The following is a 14,009-nucleotide window of genomic DNA, read 5'->3' as shown; positions in this document are numbered from 1 at the left end:
AAGCGCTGGCAAGCGGGCCGTCGCCTGATGGCGGTTGTCGCCTTTGCCACGCGGCAGGCCCCGGTCGAGGACGCTGTCCGCCTGCCTTTGGGCATGGCGCAGCTGTCCCCGACGGGCCTGTCCGAACAATGGCTCCTGCGCTTTTGCGGCGACCAGCATTGGGCGCTTATCGCCAAGGCCCTGGGTCTGCGCGAAGCAGTGTTTCAGGCGGTGGACGGGTGCCCTGTCTATGCCGCCTTCTGCGCGACGTCGCTGCGGTTTCAAGCTCTGTCCCAGCCTCTGCTGGGGCAGGACGCGCAGATCCTTTCGCGCCTGTTTGCCGTGTCGGACACCCGTACAGGATCCACGCATCAGGTCGTGGTCGCGGGCAAAGTCATCGCCGAGCTGTCGATGATCTCGAGTTTTGTCAGCCATGACGCGAGCCGCTCCAACACGCGGATTTTCCGCAATAATGTCCTTGGGGAGATGCAATTGCTCCCTGCCGGGGACGGGCTGATGATGCTTGACCGACAGGCGCGCGAAACCGCGCGCGGTCTGCGCAAGACGGCCCCGCTTGATGCCCCCGCTCACTATTCTGAACGCCCGGTACCGGCGCTGGATTTCAACGCCGTTGGCCTGCTTTATTTCCCGACCTTCTCGCGGATCGCCGAAGCGGCGGCCTATGCGCGTTCGGCGCGGCCCGCGCCGGTGTTGGGTCGCGATGTGATTTATCTCGGCAATATCAATCAGGGCGACACGGTGCATGTCGCAGATCATGGCGCGATATCGGTGATGACGCGGGGCGATCGCGGTTTGATTGCCGCCGTAGAGAGCCTGTCAGCATCGGTCTGAACGCAATCAGGGCACGCTGATGCGTGCCCTGATCCTGTTCCTTTGCCGTCGGGGCATGCGCCCTGGGTCGGGATTTATTGCAGAACGCCAGCGGCGGTCAGCTGCTTCACTGCAACATCCGTGATATTCGCGACGAAATCAGTGTATTCCTTCGGCCCCATCCAGGAATCCGTGACCCCCGTGCTGCGGGCATAGTCCTGATAGGATTCGGCGCGCATCGCCTCGTGGAAGGCATCGGCCACTTTCTGTTGCAGCTCCATCGGCATATCGGCAGGGCCAAACACGCCGCGTACCTGGATCCAGCTCGAGCTCACATCGACTCCCTGTTCGATGAAAGTGGGAAGGTCGGGCTTGCCCGCCAGACGTTCACTCCCCAAGACGCCCAGACCCCGAATGCGGCCAGATTCGAAATATTCGGCAGTGGGGCCGAGGTTCGAGACGCCGATATCCACGTGCCCGCCAAGCAGGGCGGCAATGATATCAGGTGTCGAGGGATAGCCGATCCAGTTGAACTTGGTGTCGGTGGCGTTTTCCAGCATCGACATGCCGATGTGCTGCATCGACCCAACGGGACCAAATCCGCCGATATTGATGCTTTCTGGATCCGCCTTGGCGGCGGCGACGACGTCGGCAAAGCTCTGATAGGGGCTGTCTTCGCGGACGAAGAACAGGATCGGGTCCTCTTGCACCGAGGCGATCCAGGAGAAATTCTCGGGCGCGAAGGTGCCCTTGAGGTTGGTCTGCATGCCGGTGAAATGGGTCAGCGTGTTGACCCCCAGCGTCAGCCCGTCGGGCTTGGCCGTGATGATGCGGCTCATCTGGTTTGCACCGCCGCCGCCCGGAGCATTGATGACGATGACATCCTGACCGATTTCTGGCTCCAGTGATTTGGCCAAGGTTCGAATGAAAATGTCGGATGTACCGCCGGGTTTGGTGTGCATGATCACCGAGACGGGGCCGCTCGGCCAGGCCTCTTCGGCGGCCACGGGGGTGATGGTTGTTGCGACGAAACTCGCTGCGGCTGCAAGGCACGCAAGGCCAGTGGAAAGCAATTTCATGATGTCCTCCTCTCCTCCTCAAAGAGTAAGCCAGGCACCTGCGCGCCGGACTGAGGACAGTAAAAGGCGGCTGTCGCAGCGGGTAAACCAACCTTTGGTTTGTACTTGGACCTCAAAAACGACTGGTCAAATCGTGGTCAGCGGTGCAGGCCAAAGGGCAGGTCGACCGGGCTTTGGCCGCGAAACGGAATGACCCCGGTCAGCGCATCGACGACCGCCTGCTGCACCGGCCGCACCGCGCTATAGGCGTTCACGAAGGCCGGGCAATCGGGCATGTGAAAGGTCAGGAAGGGCGAGCCAAGCGAAACGTAAAGCGTCGGCAAATACTGCCACATGCGCTGCATCGTCAGCGGAAAGGCCCCGTGCAGCCGTTCCCAGTGCGGCCCGAGATGTTCCTTGCCCGAAAGCCCTTCCTCGGCCATCAGATAAAGGCCGATGTCCTGATCGGTGGCGTCGATGGGCTCGCCCGGGACGACGCGGGTGATTTCAAACCCGAGCTGTTCCAGCATGGCGGGGATTTCGAGATCGGGCAGGGGGGCGGATGGGCTGCGACGGTCGCGCAACTCGGCCAGCAGGATGCGGCGGTGGCGTTTGGGCGACAGGGGCAGCAAGGACTGATCGTCCCTGACCAGCGTCAAGCAACCCTCGGCCACGTCTTTCGCCCAAGCGCGATGTTCCTCACTGCCCAGCAACGCAGCGCGGCGGTTTTCGGGCGGGACGGCGGGGCGCTCCAGATGCAGCCCCATCGAGGCCTTGAGCGCCAGAATGCGCAGCACGGCCTGGTCCAGACGGGTTTGCGACAGCGCACCGCTGTCCAGGCCGTCCCGCAGTAACTGCATGTCCTCGTCGATGTCACGCGGGAACAGCAGAATGTCACAGCCGCTTTCGATGCAGAGCGGGACGATATCCTTGCGGTCCCCGCAAGAGGTAAACCCCGCCATGCCGGTCGCGTCCGAGACGATGACGCCGTTATATCCCAGCTCTCCGCGCAGCAGGCCTTGCAGCAGGTTTGCATTGAGTGAGGCCGGGAGGGTGGCCCCGCTCAATGCTGCGTCACCCGTGCCGGGACGATAGGCGGGAAGGGTGACGTGACCGGCCATGACAAGGCGGACATCCCTGGCGATCGCAGCGGCATATATTTTGCCGAAACTGGTGTGCCAATCTTCCATTGCCATGGTGTTGTGGGTGGTGACGTAGTGTTGATCGCGCTCGTCCAGACCCTCGCCGGGGAAGTGTTTGACGCAGGCCACCAGGCCATTGTCTTGCATCCCGTCCAGATAGGCGCAAACCAGCGAAAGCGTCTGATCGACCTTGTCGGAAAAGGCGCGGGTATTCACCGCGTTGGAGCGAAAATTCAGCGCCAGATCGGCGACGGGGGTCCAGCTGACGCCAAAACCGAGATAGCCCGCCTCGCGCGCCGCGATCGCCCCCATCCGCCGCGCGTTTTCCGCGTTGCCCGTCGCAGCCACCGCCATCTGGTTGGGAAAGGCGGTGCCGGCCTTGACGCTGGCCTTTTCTGACATTTCGATATCGGCGGTCAGCAGCGGCGGCACGGCGCAGCCCTGCATCAGCCGCCGGGCCGAGCGGCGCAGCTCCTCCTCGGCATAGCTGGGGAACCGATGCACCCCGCCGAGCCCTCTTGCGGCCAACGCGTCGATGTTGTCATCGGACAGATCACGGCACATTGGCAGAATGAGCTGCGCAATCTTTGCTTCTGTGCCGAGCCGCCCGAACTGCGCTTTGACCCAATCCCGCCCTTGGCGATCAAGATGAAACGGGGCGGCGCTCATTTGCGTGTCAGACAGGGGAAGGCGGGGCGTAGGCATCAGGGGCTAAGGTCTCGTATGGTTATGGTCCGTCCCGGCCAGTTTAGCCGATCCCGCGCCCTGACGGTTGGCGCAGAGGTCAGGACAGACCCAACTTTTCGGAAACCAAAGAGCGTTGCTTGCCGCGCGGTTGGGCTCTTCAATATCGCTCAGACCCACATTGCCCCGCATCGGGAGGCCAGCGCCAGCTTGCGGCCCATGCGGCAAAGGACAGAGTTGACCCAGATGAAGGCGTTTCAAAACTACAAGGTGATCGACACCACGCATGTGCTTGCCGGACCGTTTGCCGCGTTCCAGCTGGCCACGCTGGGGGCCGATGTCATCAAGGTCGAGGATCCGAACGACCCCGATCAGGCGCGCGCACAGGGACCCGACCGCGCCATGAATAATATCGGCATGGGCACCGCGTTCCTCGGCCAGGCGTCGAACAAGGCGTCGGTTGCCATTAACCTCAAGACCCCCGAAGGCAAGGAGGCCATGCTCCGCCTGTTGGATACCGCCGATGTGTTCATCGAGAATTACCGGCCCGGCGCATTCGAGGCGCTAGGGCTGGGCTATGATGACCTGCGGCGGCGTAATCCGGGGCTGATCTATTGCTCGCTTTCGGCGTTTGGCTCGACCGGACCGCGGCGCGAGCTGCGCGGCTATGACAATATCATCCAGGCTTTTTCCGGCTTTATGGCGATGACAGGCGACGACCCGGACAAGCCTTTCAAATGCGGCGCGCCGATCATGGACTATGCGGCTGGAACGACCACGGCCTACGCGATCGCGGCGGCGCTCTTGCAACGGGCCCGCAATGGCGGGGCGGGCAATTTCGTCGATGTCTCCATGCTGGATGTGGCGATGATGTTCGCGACCTCACATGTGGCGTCGTATTTCTGGAACGGCAAGGTGCCGGCGCCAAAGGGCAACAGCTATGCCTTTGCGACGATCGGCATGTATCATGCCTCTGACGTGCCGATGATGGTCTCGGCCTCGAACCTCAAGCAGCAGGCCAAGCTCTGGCGCGTGTTGGGGCGCGAGGACATGGTCAAGCAGGACAACAACCAGCGGCTGGATGCGCATGCCGAGGAGAGCAGCGCGCTGCGCGCCGCGTTTCTGGCGCGCCCCGCCGCCGAGTGGGAAGATCTGCTGCAATCCGAAGGCATTCCCTGCGCTCGTATCCGCACGCTTGACGAGGCGTTGAGCGATGCGCAGGTGCAGGCCCGACCGGTGCTGCACCGCTTTGGCGGCGAGGCGGGGACGGTCGCGGGCATGACCACGCCACTTGCTGGTTTTCGGATGCAAGAGCACGGACCGTCGCTGGAACAGCCGCCGCAGCGGCTGGGGGCGCAGACGGCACAGGTGCTCTCCGAGATTGGCTACAGCCCCGCTGAGATCGAGCGCATGCAGGCCGCCGGAATTATCGCCGGTTGAAAGCGCCCATTCTCCCCCGGTCAAGAGACCTGATGCGCCCAAATTTCCGAGCCTTTTCAAGGGCTCATACAGAATGTTTTAGCGCGCCAAATCTTCGCTGCGTTGACGCAAACACCGCTGGAACAGAGATTTGTTCCATCGTTGATCCCCATAAGCGGCCCGCGGTCAAAGCGAAGACCCGTCCGGGGCATGCAATCAAATAATAATACGACAGAGGAGAAGACCATGAGGAAGTTCAACACTATCGCATTCGGCGCGATTTTGGCCACGACCGCGCTGCCGGCGTTCGCCACCGATCTGGAGGTCACCCATTGGTGGACCTCCGGGGCAGAGGCGGCGGCAATTGGCGTCATCGCCGATGGTTTCCAAAAGAGCGGCAACACTTGGGTTGATGGCGCCATCGCCGGTGCAGGCGGGGTTGCCCGGCCGCTGATCACCAGCCGGATTACCGGCGGCGATCCGATGGGGGCCACCCAGTTCACGCACAGCTCGGCCATGCGCGAGTTGATCGAAGCCGGCTTTATGCGCGACGTCACCGAGATTGCCGAAACGCAGGGCTGGAAGGACCAGATCTTCCCGCAATCCTTGCTGGACAGCTGCACCTTCGAAGGCAAACTCTATTGTGTGCCCTCCAACATCCATTCGCAGCAGTGGCTCTGGCTGAACAACGCCGTGTTTACTGACAATGGCCTTTCTGTGCCGCAAAACTGGGACGAATTCGTTGCGGCGGCACCGACACTGCGTGAAAAGGGCATTATCCCCCTGGCGCAGGGGCAGCAGTCCTGGCAGAAACAGCTGATGTTCAACGTGCTGATGGTCTCCATCGGTGGGCCCGAGCTGTTCGAGAAAGTCTATTCCGGGCGCGATGCGGATTACGCCGCTGGCCCTGATGTGGCCAAGGTGTTCACCGCCGCCGCACAGGCACGCGATCTCATGGAAGGATCCAACGTACAGGCCTGGAACGAAGCGGCACGTCTGGTGATTGATGGCCGCGCGGGTGGGCAGATCATGGGCGACTGGATCCAGGGCGAGTTCAACCAATCGGGGATGAAAGCGGGCGAGGATTTCTCCTGCCTGCCGGGGCTGGGGGTGAATGAATACATCACCGCCGCAGGCGATGCCTTCTATTTCCCGAAAGTCGACGACGCAGAGATCATTGCCGCCCAGGACGTTCTGGCAGGTGTGATCGTTTCCCCGGAAACGCAGGTGGCATTCACCAAGGCCAAAGGCGCGCTGCCGGTGCGCCGTGACGTGGAATTGCAGGACCCGACTCCCTGCATGGAAAAGGGCATGGAGATCCTCAAGTCTGGCCACATCGTGGAGAGCATCAACACGATGGTTTCGCCGGATACCGTGGGCCGGGTGACCGATCTGATGGTTGAATTCTTTGCCGACCCCGGCTTTACCCCCGAGGCCGCGCAGGCCGAGTTTGCCGAAATCATCGCCACGGCTGACTGACAGCTTGCGGCGCGGATCATTTGAGACCGATCCGCGCCGCCTTTGCCACACCCTATAAAATCGGAGGATTCCCAATGTCGCAGAGCGGCAAACCGACAGGGCTGTTCAAGAACCTGAGTGCAAAGATCGCCGCCATTCCCATGGTGCTTACCGCGCTTGTGGTCTTTGTCGGCTGCTCTGTCTGGACAATCGTCTATTCCTTTACCAATTCCCGTCTTCTGCCCAGCAGCAAATGGGTCGGGCTTGATCAATATGAACGTCTTTGGGGCACCCGACGGTGGCTCATTTCAATCGAGAACCTCGCGATTTACGGCATCCTGATGCTGATCCTCGCGCTGGTGCTCGGCTTTCTTCTGGCCGCTCTGATCGACCAGAAAATCCGGTTCGAGGATGGGTTTCGCACCATCTTCCTCTACCCCTACGCGCTCAGTTTCATCGTGACGGGCCTGGTCTGGCAATGGCTGTTGAACCCGGAATTCGGCATACAGAACGCGGTGCGCAGCCTGGGATTTGAGAGTTTCACCTTCGATCCACTCTATAACACCAACACGGTGCTTTACGGTGTGTTGATCGCCGGTCTGTGGCACACCAGTGGCCTCGTGATGTGCCTGATGCTGGCAGGTCTGCGCGGCATTGACGAAGACGTGTGGAAGGCCACCAAGATCGACGGCATCCCGGCGTGGAAGACCTACCTGTTGGTGGTGATCCCGATGATGCGCCCGGTCTTCATCACCACGCTGGTGCTGATCACCTCTGCCATTATCAAGCTTTACGATCTGGTCATCGCGCAAACCGGCGGCGGTCCTGGTCTTGCATCCGAGGTGCCTGCCAAATTCGTGTTCGACATGATGTTTGTTTCGCAAAACCTTGCCCAGGGCTTTGCCGCGTCCAGCATGATGCTGGTGGCCGTGATCGTTGTCATCATCCCCTGGGCTTACCTTGAATTCGGAGGCAAGAAACATGGCTGATGTCACCAACACCATGCAGCGCCCAAGTCCGGCGCATGCATCCGGCCCCAAGCCCCGTCGGGTCTTTTCCCGCAACAACATCGTGATCTACGGCATTCTGGTGGTTCTGGCGGTTTACTACCTCTTGCCATTCTACGTGATGCTGATGACATCGCTGAAGGGGCTGCCGGAAATCCGCATGGGCAGCATCTTTGCCCCGCCAATGGAAATCACCTTTGAACCCTGGCTCAAGGCCTGGTCGACGGTCTGCACCGGCCTGAACTGTGACGGTCTGTCGCGCGGCTTCCTGAACTCGATCAAGATCACGGTGCCCTCGGTTTTCTTCTCGATCGCGGTGGCCTCGGTCAACGGCTACGCCCTGTCGATGTGGCGGTTCAAAGGGGCCAATGTGTTCTTTACCATCCTGATCATCGGCGCCTTCATTCCCTATCAGGTGATGATCTATCCGATCGTGATCCTGCTGCGCGAAATCGGGCTTTATGGCGATCTGGGCGGGCTGGTGCTGGTGCATACGATCTTTGGCATGCCGATCCTGACACTGCTGTTCCGCAACTATTTCTCTTCGGTGCCCGAAGAGCTGTTCAAGGCTGCCCGCGTCGATGGCGCCCGCTTCTGGACGATCTACTTCAAGATCATGCTGCCGATGGCGGTGCCGATCTTCGTGGTGGCGGTGATCTTGCAGACCACGGCGATCTGGAACGACTTCCTGTTCGGGGTCATTTTCACCCGGCCCGACAACTATCCGATGACGGTTCAGCTCAACAACATTGTCAACTCGGTCACGGGGGTGAAGGAATACAACGTCAACATGGCGGCAACGCTGCTCTCTGGCGTGGTCCCGCTCACCATCTACTTTCTCTCAGGCAAGCTCTTTGTGCGCGGCATCGCAGCCGGCGCCGTGAAAGGATAACGTCATGCAGCCAAGCGTTTCTATCCAGAATCTCAAGCTCAATTTCGGCACCGTGTCGGTCCTGCGCGATCTTAATCTCGATATTGGTCAGGGCGAGTTTCTCGTGCTGCTGGGCAGTTCGGGCTGCGGCAAGTCCACCCTGCTCAACTGCATCGCCGGATTGCTGGAACCGACCGAAGGGTCGATCCATATCAACGGCAACAATGTAACCTGGGCGGAACCCTCTGATCGCGGCATCGGTATGGTGTTCCAATCCTACGCGCTCTATCCGCAGATGACGGTCGAGGGCAATCTGACCTTTGGTCTGAAGAACGCGAAAATGCCCAAGGACGAGATCGCGCGTCGCGTGGCCCGTGCCGCCGAAGTGCTCCAGATCGAACCCCTGCTCAAGCGCAAGCCCGCTGCCCTGTCCGGTGGTCAGCGTCAGCGGGTGGCCATCGGTCGCGCGCTGGTGCGCGACGTCGATGTCTTCCTCTTCGACGAGCCCTTGTCGAACCTCGATGCCAAGCTGCGCGCCGATCTGCGGGTGGAAATCAAGCGGCTGCACCAGACGCTTGAAAACACCATGATCTACGTGACGCACGATCAGGTCGAGGCGATGACCCTGGCCGACCGGATCGCGATCATGAAGGGCGGCGTTGTCATGCAGCTCGATACCCCAAGCGTGATCTACAATAAGCCGGCCAATAAATACGTCGCGGATTTCATCGGCTCGCCGTCGATGAACTTCTTTGACACAAGGCTGGAAGACCCGCAGGCGCCCAAGGTGACAATCGCTGGCAAGGACGTGTCCTTGTCGGAGTATGAGTTCACCCGGCCCGGTCTCAGCGGGGATGTGTGGTTCGGCATTCGCCCCGAGCATATCGTGACAGGCGAGGCGGCAGAGAGCGCGCCGGTCCAATTCGAGGTCACCGCCGAACTGGTCGAGCCGATGGGGGCCGAAACGCTGGTCTGGTCCTCGCTTGACGGCACGCCGCTGCGCTTCCGTGTCGATGGGCAGGTGCCGGTGGCGGATGGCGATCTGATCCGTATCGGTTTTGATCCGGCGCGTGCGTCGATCTTTGACAAGGTGGAGGAATTGCGGGTCTAAACCCGCCCTCTACCGGCATTGACATGCCCAAAGCAGGCTGAGGCGCCCCGGCGGTGCCTCGGCCTCAATGGTCCAGAAATGTGACGACTGCGGTGTCGAAAGCCGTCGGGCATTCCACATTGACCGAATGACCGCCTGGAAGATCGGTGATCGCGATTCCTGGATGTGTCTCTCGCAACCAGTCCCGCGTCGGCTGAAACTTTTTCTCATAGACGCCGTTGATCAGCAGGGTCGGCGCCGACATCCTGTCCAGCCGCTCGCGCACCGACAGCCGGGGCAGGGCCTCTTGCATAAGGCGCGCCAGATCCTCGGGGTTGGTGGCGTCTGCGCGCTCTGACAGAATGTCCCGCAGCTCTGGCGGAAAGCGCCGCGCATTGGCCGGATGATAGGGCAGCTTGCGCAGCGCGCTTTGACCGCCAGCGCGCAGGTCTGCGACAAGGCTCCGCCGCGCCTCTAGCTGCGCCTCGGTTTCCACCTCGCGTAGGGCCCCGTTTGCATTGGTAAAGACAACGCCCATGCAGGCCTCGGGATGATCCAGCGCATAGCGCAGAACGATGCCTGCCCCGAAACTTTGACCACAGACATGCCATTTCGCAATCCCCAGGGATCTGCGCAGCCGGTCGAGCGCCGCAACGATGGCGTCCGGTCGCGTCTGCTCCGGGGCCTGCGGCATCGGGCTTTGGCCGTGGCCGGGCAGGTCGACCCGGATCAGGCGGAAATGATGCGCCAGCGCGGCATTCGGTGCCCAGATATCGCGGCTGACCAGCAGCCCATGCACCAAAAGTAAAGGCGGCAACCCGGTGTCGGGCGCCGCCTCATAGGCCAGGGTCAGGGATGGAGCTGCGCTCAAATCACTGACTTTTCTTGCAGCCAGTTCCGCACCGTTTCCGACACCGCCTGAGGCTGTTCGAACGGCAAAAGATGCCCGGCGCCCGCCAGAACGAGCGAGGTGGCATCTGGGATCTTTGCTGCGACCGCATCGTGGACCTCTTTGGTCAACAGGTGGTCCTGATCGCCGGTGATCAGCAGCACGGGAAAGGGAAAGTCGCCGATATAGGTCGTCGCGTCAGGGCGATGCAGCAGCGCGAGGTTCTGGCGCTCATGCACCTCGGGACCGCAATCCACGACCATCTGACGGATTTGCGCGATCAGCGCGTCATTCTGGGCGTTCTCCTTGCACAGGACCTTTGGCGCCCAGTTCGCTGCGTATGTGGTCATGTCGGCGTTGGCCGCGTCGATGCGCGTCTGACGGTGCTCGAGTTCGTTCGCGCCGGGGCCTTCGGCGCTGGTGCTCGACAGGATCATGGCCTTGATCCGCTCCGGCGCCTGGCGCCCCATTTCCATTGCGACGCGACCGCCCATGGAATGCGCGAACACAATCAGGGGGCCGCTGGTTTGGGCAAGCGCCCGGCTGGCCATCTCGGGCAAGGTTGCATCCTGGGTGGTGTCGGCGACGTGAATGGCGCTCACATGCGGTTGCAAGACGTCTGCGACGGGCGCCCAGGTGCGGGCGTCCGACATGATACCGGGAATGGTGACGAGAGTGGTCATCGGGAGTTCCAACTTTCTGAAAGTGTCGATCGTGGATTTCGAACCGATCCTATCAGTCGCCCGCAGGGGGCGAACCTAACCAAAGGTTAGTTCAGATCAAACACCCGCCTGTCCCTGCGGGCGCTGGCCCCTATTGGGAGTCCTTGTAGCAGATCTCGGCCAGCTCCACGATCTCGTCAAAACGCTCCGCTAGACGTTTGTCTCCGGCGTCGCTGCTTTCATTCAGCAGCCTTTCCGCTTTCTTGGGGCTGTCTTGAAACAGGGTGCCAATTCGCGCCACCTGCGCGTCATCGAAGGACTCGCCGGCGCGTTCATATAAGCAGGTGCAGATCTCAGGGGTGAAGTCCTCGCCGCTCTGGCAATTTAGCATGAAGGTGTCGCGCGGCGCCTCTGCGAGGGCGAGCGAGGCAGACGACAGGGTCAGGGCGGCGGCAAGCGAAACAGGAAATTTCATTTGTGTGTCCTATACTTCGGTCAATATCACCGCCGCTCTTGTTGGATTTTGAGCGCCCATGCAATAGGGGTAGAGCCTCCCGATGAGCGGTTTTTCGCGTCTCGGCGAAACACTGCTCAGTAGCGTTGCCTATCCCGCCAGCAGCCGCAGCCCTTGGGTCACATCCGTGCGCACCGCCAGCCGCAGTCCCGGCTCGTCGCCCGCCTTAAGGGCTGCGATGATCAATTTGTGGTTGTGTGGCGGTTCTGTGCGCCCCAAGCGGCCATAGAGCGCCCGCATGGTGGGGCCAAGTTGCAGCCAGACGGTCTCCGCCATCGCCAGCATCGCCGGCGCCTGCGCTCGCAGATAAAGCGTGCGGTGGAATTCCAGGTTGGTGCGGATATAGCCCACCGCATCGCGTTTGGAGATCGTCTCCGCCACCACACCATTGATGGTCTGCAATCGGTCGATCAAGGCCATATGAGCACGGGGCAGGGCGCGCGAGGCCAGCTCCACCTCCAGCAGGGCGCGCAGCGCGGCCAGTTCCTCGATCCGTTCGTTCGACAGCTCCGGCGTCGCAACCCGCCCCGAGGAGGAGAGAAACAGCGCCCCCTCGGCAACCAGCCGGCGCACGGCCTCGCGCGCGGGGGTCATCGAGACATCGAACTCCTTGCCGATGCCGCGCAGAGTCAGCGCCTCGCCCGGGCCGATGGCGCCATGCATGATCCGGGTCCGCAGCGCACGATAAACGCGATCATGGGCCGAGCCGGTGTTTTCTGCGGTTGGGCGATTGCCCGTAAGTAACTTGTCCATTGAATGTCATGTGATCACAAATACGGCGAAGATCAATCCCCTTCGCGCGCAGCTTCAAACCGGAACCGATGCAGCGCGTTGCCCTCACTCTGAAGCCAGCGCCGGGGCGGTTCATAATCTCCATAGAGGTCCTGAACCACCGCCCAGAAGGCGCGGGAGTGGTTCATCTCCTGCAAATGCGCGACCTCATGGGCCGCAACATAGCGCAGCACCTCCGGGGCGGCCAGGATCAGCCGCCAGGAATACATCAGCCCGCCGGTGGAGGAACAAGATCCCCAGCGCGAGCGCGTGTCGCGCAGGGTCAGACTGCTGTAGCTCCGCCCCAGCCTGGCCGCATAGTGATCAGAGGCCGCCGCCAGCCGATCACGGGCCAATTCGCGCAAATAGCGCTCCAGCCGCCGTGTCGGGGCGGGGCCGGGCACCTCCAGCGCCGCCTCTCCCTGCCAGCGCAGGCGGCGGCCGCTGCCGGGGCGGATCTCCACCGGGCGTCCCTCAATCATCAACGTGGTTCCCGGCTCCACCAACACCCGGGCGGGCTGTTGCTCCAGATGGCTGCGAATCCAATCTGCCTTCTCCAGGAGAAAGGCCCGCCCCTCCCGCAGCGGCACCCGTTTGGGCAAGGTCAAGGTGACCCGCCCGTCGAGCGAGGAAATCCGCAGCGACAGCCGCCGCGCCCGTGCCGATCTGCGCAGGCGGATTTCGACCTCCGGCGCGCCGGGCAGAGACAGTTCCGACATATGTGACCCTCTCCGCAAGCAAGGTGCAAAGGCTTTGACAGGCCCCGCCGCATATGGCAAGGCACCTGAATCGTCTCACCGACTCACGCTATTATCAAGGGGATCCATATGCCCAAGGAAGAATGGGGTACGAAACGCGTATGCCCGACCACTGGCAAACGCTTTTACGACCTGAACAAAAACCCGATCATCAGCCCCTACACCGGGGATGTGGTGGAAATCGACATCTCCAAGAGCCGGATGATCGAAGCGGATGCCGAAGACGCGGCAAACCTGAAGGCAAAACAGAACACCGACGACGATGACGTGGTTCTGGACGATGATGATGATGACGCCGTTGACATGGATCTCGGCGATGATGTGCTCGAAGATGACGACGACGAGGATAACGTCTCTCTCGACGAGATCGCGGACGTCGCGTCCGACGACGACGACAGCTGATAAAACACCGGCCACCCCGGCCGCGCATGAGGCGGTTTTCGGGGTGGCAGGGCAGGGATCGCAGAGGCGCTGCCCGAGGGATAAAAAAACTGCGCATCCAGTTGCATTTTCCGCTTGCAGCCCGCGCGAACCTCCCTTAAACGACCTCTCACACCGCACGGGGCACTGCTCCAGCGGACAATGATGGGGCCTTAGCTCAGCTGGGAGAGCGCCTGCATGGCATGCAGGAGGTCAGCGGTTCGATCCCGCTAGGCTCCACCATAATCCCTTTGAAAAGCACCAGATAGCTCTGCCTTTTTGTCAGAGGATTTGCCTCTGCCGCGGGCCTTGTTGCACAAATCGGCTGATGTGCGAGCTTCCCTCTTCCCCGAACGGACTTACTCTACGGGCTGTGTGACGGGGATTCCAAGTGCCGTGTAGCCGTTGAGCACGGCGATACGCACCTGCAGCTCGGCGACCTGGCGCTCGAAGTCT

At 61.6% G+C, this 14,009-nt stretch carries 14 protein-coding genes and 1 tRNA gene; 8 read left to right on the top strand and 7 right to left on the bottom strand.

Annotated features, from left to right (window positions below; translation table 11 throughout):
• Positions 1-831: Pnap_2097 family protein (locus tag HCZ87_RS16160; protein WP_368484138.1), on the top strand; the 831-nt coding region annotated here is incomplete at its 5' end.
• A 74-nt stretch (positions 832-905) separates the two neighbouring features.
• Here HCZ87_RS16160 and HCZ87_RS16155 read toward each other — a convergent pair.
• Positions 906-1,889 carry a tripartite tricarboxylate transporter substrate binding protein gene (locus HCZ87_RS16155; RefSeq protein WP_167645334.1) on the bottom strand — a complete coding sequence of 328 codons (984 nt, stop codon included), beginning with the start codon at positions 1,887-1,889 and terminating at the stop codon, positions 906-908.
• A gap of 137 nt (positions 1,890-2,026) precedes the next feature.
• Positions 2,027-3,679 carry a glycoside hydrolase family 3 protein gene (locus HCZ87_RS16150; RefSeq protein WP_254868673.1) on the bottom strand — a complete coding sequence of 551 codons (1,653 nt, stop codon included), beginning with the start codon at positions 3,677-3,679 and terminating at the stop codon, positions 2,027-2,029.
• Between the two features lie 261 nt (positions 3,680-3,940).
• On the opposite strand from HCZ87_RS16150, the gene HCZ87_RS16145 reads away from it, so the two are divergent.
• The 5 genes from HCZ87_RS16145 to HCZ87_RS16125 all read left to right on the top strand — a co-directional run bounded on the left by HCZ87_RS16145 (position 3,941) and on the right by HCZ87_RS16125 (position 9,560).
• Entirely contained in the window at positions 3,941-5,134 is a 1,194-nt protein-coding gene (locus HCZ87_RS16145; protein ID WP_167645330.1) for a CaiB/BaiF CoA-transferase family protein, read from the top strand.
• 225 nt (positions 5,135-5,359) lie between these two features.
• Positions 5,360-6,592: an ABC transporter substrate-binding protein gene (locus tag HCZ87_RS16140; protein ID WP_167645328.1), complete on the top strand. Its 1,233-nt coding sequence runs from the start codon at positions 5,360-5,362 to the stop codon at positions 6,590-6,592.
• Positions 6,593-6,666: 74 nt separating this feature from the next.
• Positions 6,667-7,560, top strand: coding sequence for a carbohydrate ABC transporter permease (locus HCZ87_RS16135; RefSeq protein WP_167645326.1), 894 nt, complete (start codon positions 6,667-6,669; stop codon positions 7,558-7,560).
• Complete coding sequence (locus HCZ87_RS16130) at positions 7,553-8,470, top strand: carbohydrate ABC transporter permease (protein ID WP_167645324.1); 918 nt, start codon at positions 7,553-7,555, stop codon at positions 8,468-8,470. Before HCZ87_RS16135 ends, HCZ87_RS16130 begins: the two co-directional genes overlap by 8 nt.
• Positions 8,471-8,474: 4 nt before the next feature.
• Entirely contained in the window at positions 8,475-9,560 is a 1,086-nt protein-coding gene (locus tag HCZ87_RS16125; RefSeq protein ID WP_167645322.1) for an ABC transporter ATP-binding protein, read from the top strand.
• Between the two features lie 64 nt (positions 9,561-9,624).
• Here the strand turns inward: HCZ87_RS16125 and HCZ87_RS16120 are convergent, their stop codons facing one another.
• The 5 genes from HCZ87_RS16120 to HCZ87_RS16100 all read right to left on the bottom strand — a co-directional run bounded on the left by HCZ87_RS16120 (position 9,625) and on the right by HCZ87_RS16100 (position 13,094).
• Positions 9,625-10,410, bottom strand: coding sequence for an alpha/beta fold hydrolase (locus HCZ87_RS16120; protein ID WP_167645320.1), 786 nt, complete (start codon positions 10,408-10,410; stop codon positions 9,625-9,627).
• Complete coding sequence (locus HCZ87_RS16115; RefSeq protein WP_167645318.1) at positions 10,407-11,111, bottom strand: alpha/beta fold hydrolase; 705 nt, start codon at positions 11,109-11,111, stop codon at positions 10,407-10,409. The genes HCZ87_RS16120 and HCZ87_RS16115 overlap by 4 nt, the downstream gene beginning before the upstream one ends.
• Positions 11,112-11,241: 130 nt before the next feature.
• On the bottom strand, positions 11,242-11,565 hold the full coding sequence (locus tag HCZ87_RS16110; protein WP_167645316.1) for a hypothetical protein: 324 nt from the start codon (positions 11,563-11,565) through the stop codon (positions 11,242-11,244).
• Positions 11,566-11,694: 129 nt separating this feature from the next.
• Positions 11,695-12,357: a GntR family transcriptional regulator gene (locus HCZ87_RS16105; protein ID WP_167645314.1), complete on the bottom strand. Its 663-nt coding sequence runs from the start codon at positions 12,355-12,357 to the stop codon at positions 11,695-11,697.
• 32 nt (positions 12,358-12,389) lie between these two features.
• Positions 12,390-13,094 carry a M48 family metallopeptidase gene (locus HCZ87_RS16100; protein ID WP_167645312.1) on the bottom strand — a complete coding sequence of 235 codons (705 nt, stop codon included), beginning with the start codon at positions 13,092-13,094 and terminating at the stop codon, positions 12,390-12,392.
• Between the two features lie 108 nt (positions 13,095-13,202).
• Here HCZ87_RS16100 and HCZ87_RS16095 point away from each other — a divergent pair, with 108 nt between their 5' ends.
• Entirely contained in the window at positions 13,203-13,535 is a 333-nt protein-coding gene (locus HCZ87_RS16095; protein ID WP_167645310.1) for a TIGR02300 family protein, read from the top strand.
• Positions 13,536-13,720: 185 nt separating this feature from the next.
• A tRNA-Ala gene (locus HCZ87_RS16090) sits at positions 13,721-13,796 on the top strand.
• Positions 13,797-14,009 lie beyond the last annotated feature (213 nt).

It is taken from the genome of Phaeobacter sp. HF9A (assembly GCF_011806385.1).
GTDB lineage: Bacteria > Pseudomonadota > Alphaproteobacteria > Rhodobacterales > Rhodobacteraceae > Epibacterium.
Note: the sequence above shows the minus strand (reverse complement) of the source record. Positions and strands in the feature narration are given on the sequence as shown.

What these genes read in the sequence shown, in the direction of transcription:
- HCZ87_RS16135 (WP_167645326.1), top strand. Translation starts at nt 6,667, where the DNA reads ATGTCGCAGAGCGGCAAACCGACAGGGCTGTTCAAGAACCTGAGTGCA.
- HCZ87_RS16155 (WP_167645334.1), bottom strand. Translation starts at nt 1,889, where the DNA reads ATGAAATTGCTTTCCACTGGCCTTGCGTGCCTTGCAGCCGCAGCGAGT.
- HCZ87_RS16100 (WP_167645312.1), bottom strand. Translation starts at nt 13,094, where the DNA reads ATGTCGGAACTGTCTCTGCCCGGCGCGCCGGAGGTCGAAATCCGCCTG.
- HCZ87_RS16115 (WP_167645318.1), bottom strand. Translation starts at nt 11,111, where the DNA reads ATGACCACTCTCGTCACCATTCCCGGTATCATGTCGGACGCCCGCACC.
- HCZ87_RS16110 (WP_167645316.1), bottom strand. Translation starts at nt 11,565, where the DNA reads ATGAAATTTCCTGTTTCGCTTGCCGCCGCCCTGACCCTGTCGTCTGCC.
- HCZ87_RS16125 (WP_167645322.1), top strand. Translation starts at nt 8,475, where the DNA reads ATGCAGCCAAGCGTTTCTATCCAGAATCTCAAGCTCAATTTCGGCACC.
- HCZ87_RS16140 (WP_167645328.1), top strand. Translation starts at nt 5,360, where the DNA reads ATGAGGAAGTTCAACACTATCGCATTCGGCGCGATTTTGGCCACGACC.
- HCZ87_RS16095 (WP_167645310.1), top strand. Translation starts at nt 13,203, where the DNA reads ATGCCCAAGGAAGAATGGGGTACGAAACGCGTATGCCCGACCACTGGC.
- HCZ87_RS16105 (WP_167645314.1), bottom strand. Translation starts at nt 12,357, where the DNA reads ATGGACAAGTTACTTACGGGCAATCGCCCAACCGCAGAAAACACCGGC.
- HCZ87_RS16145 (WP_167645330.1), top strand. Translation starts at nt 3,941, where the DNA reads ATGAAGGCGTTTCAAAACTACAAGGTGATCGACACCACGCATGTGCTT.
- HCZ87_RS16150 (WP_254868673.1), bottom strand. Translation starts at nt 3,679, where the DNA reads ATGAGCGCCGCCCCGTTTCATCTTGATCGCCAAGGGCGGGATTGGGTC.
- HCZ87_RS16130 (WP_167645324.1), top strand. Translation starts at nt 7,553, where the DNA reads ATGGCTGATGTCACCAACACCATGCAGCGCCCAAGTCCGGCGCATGCA.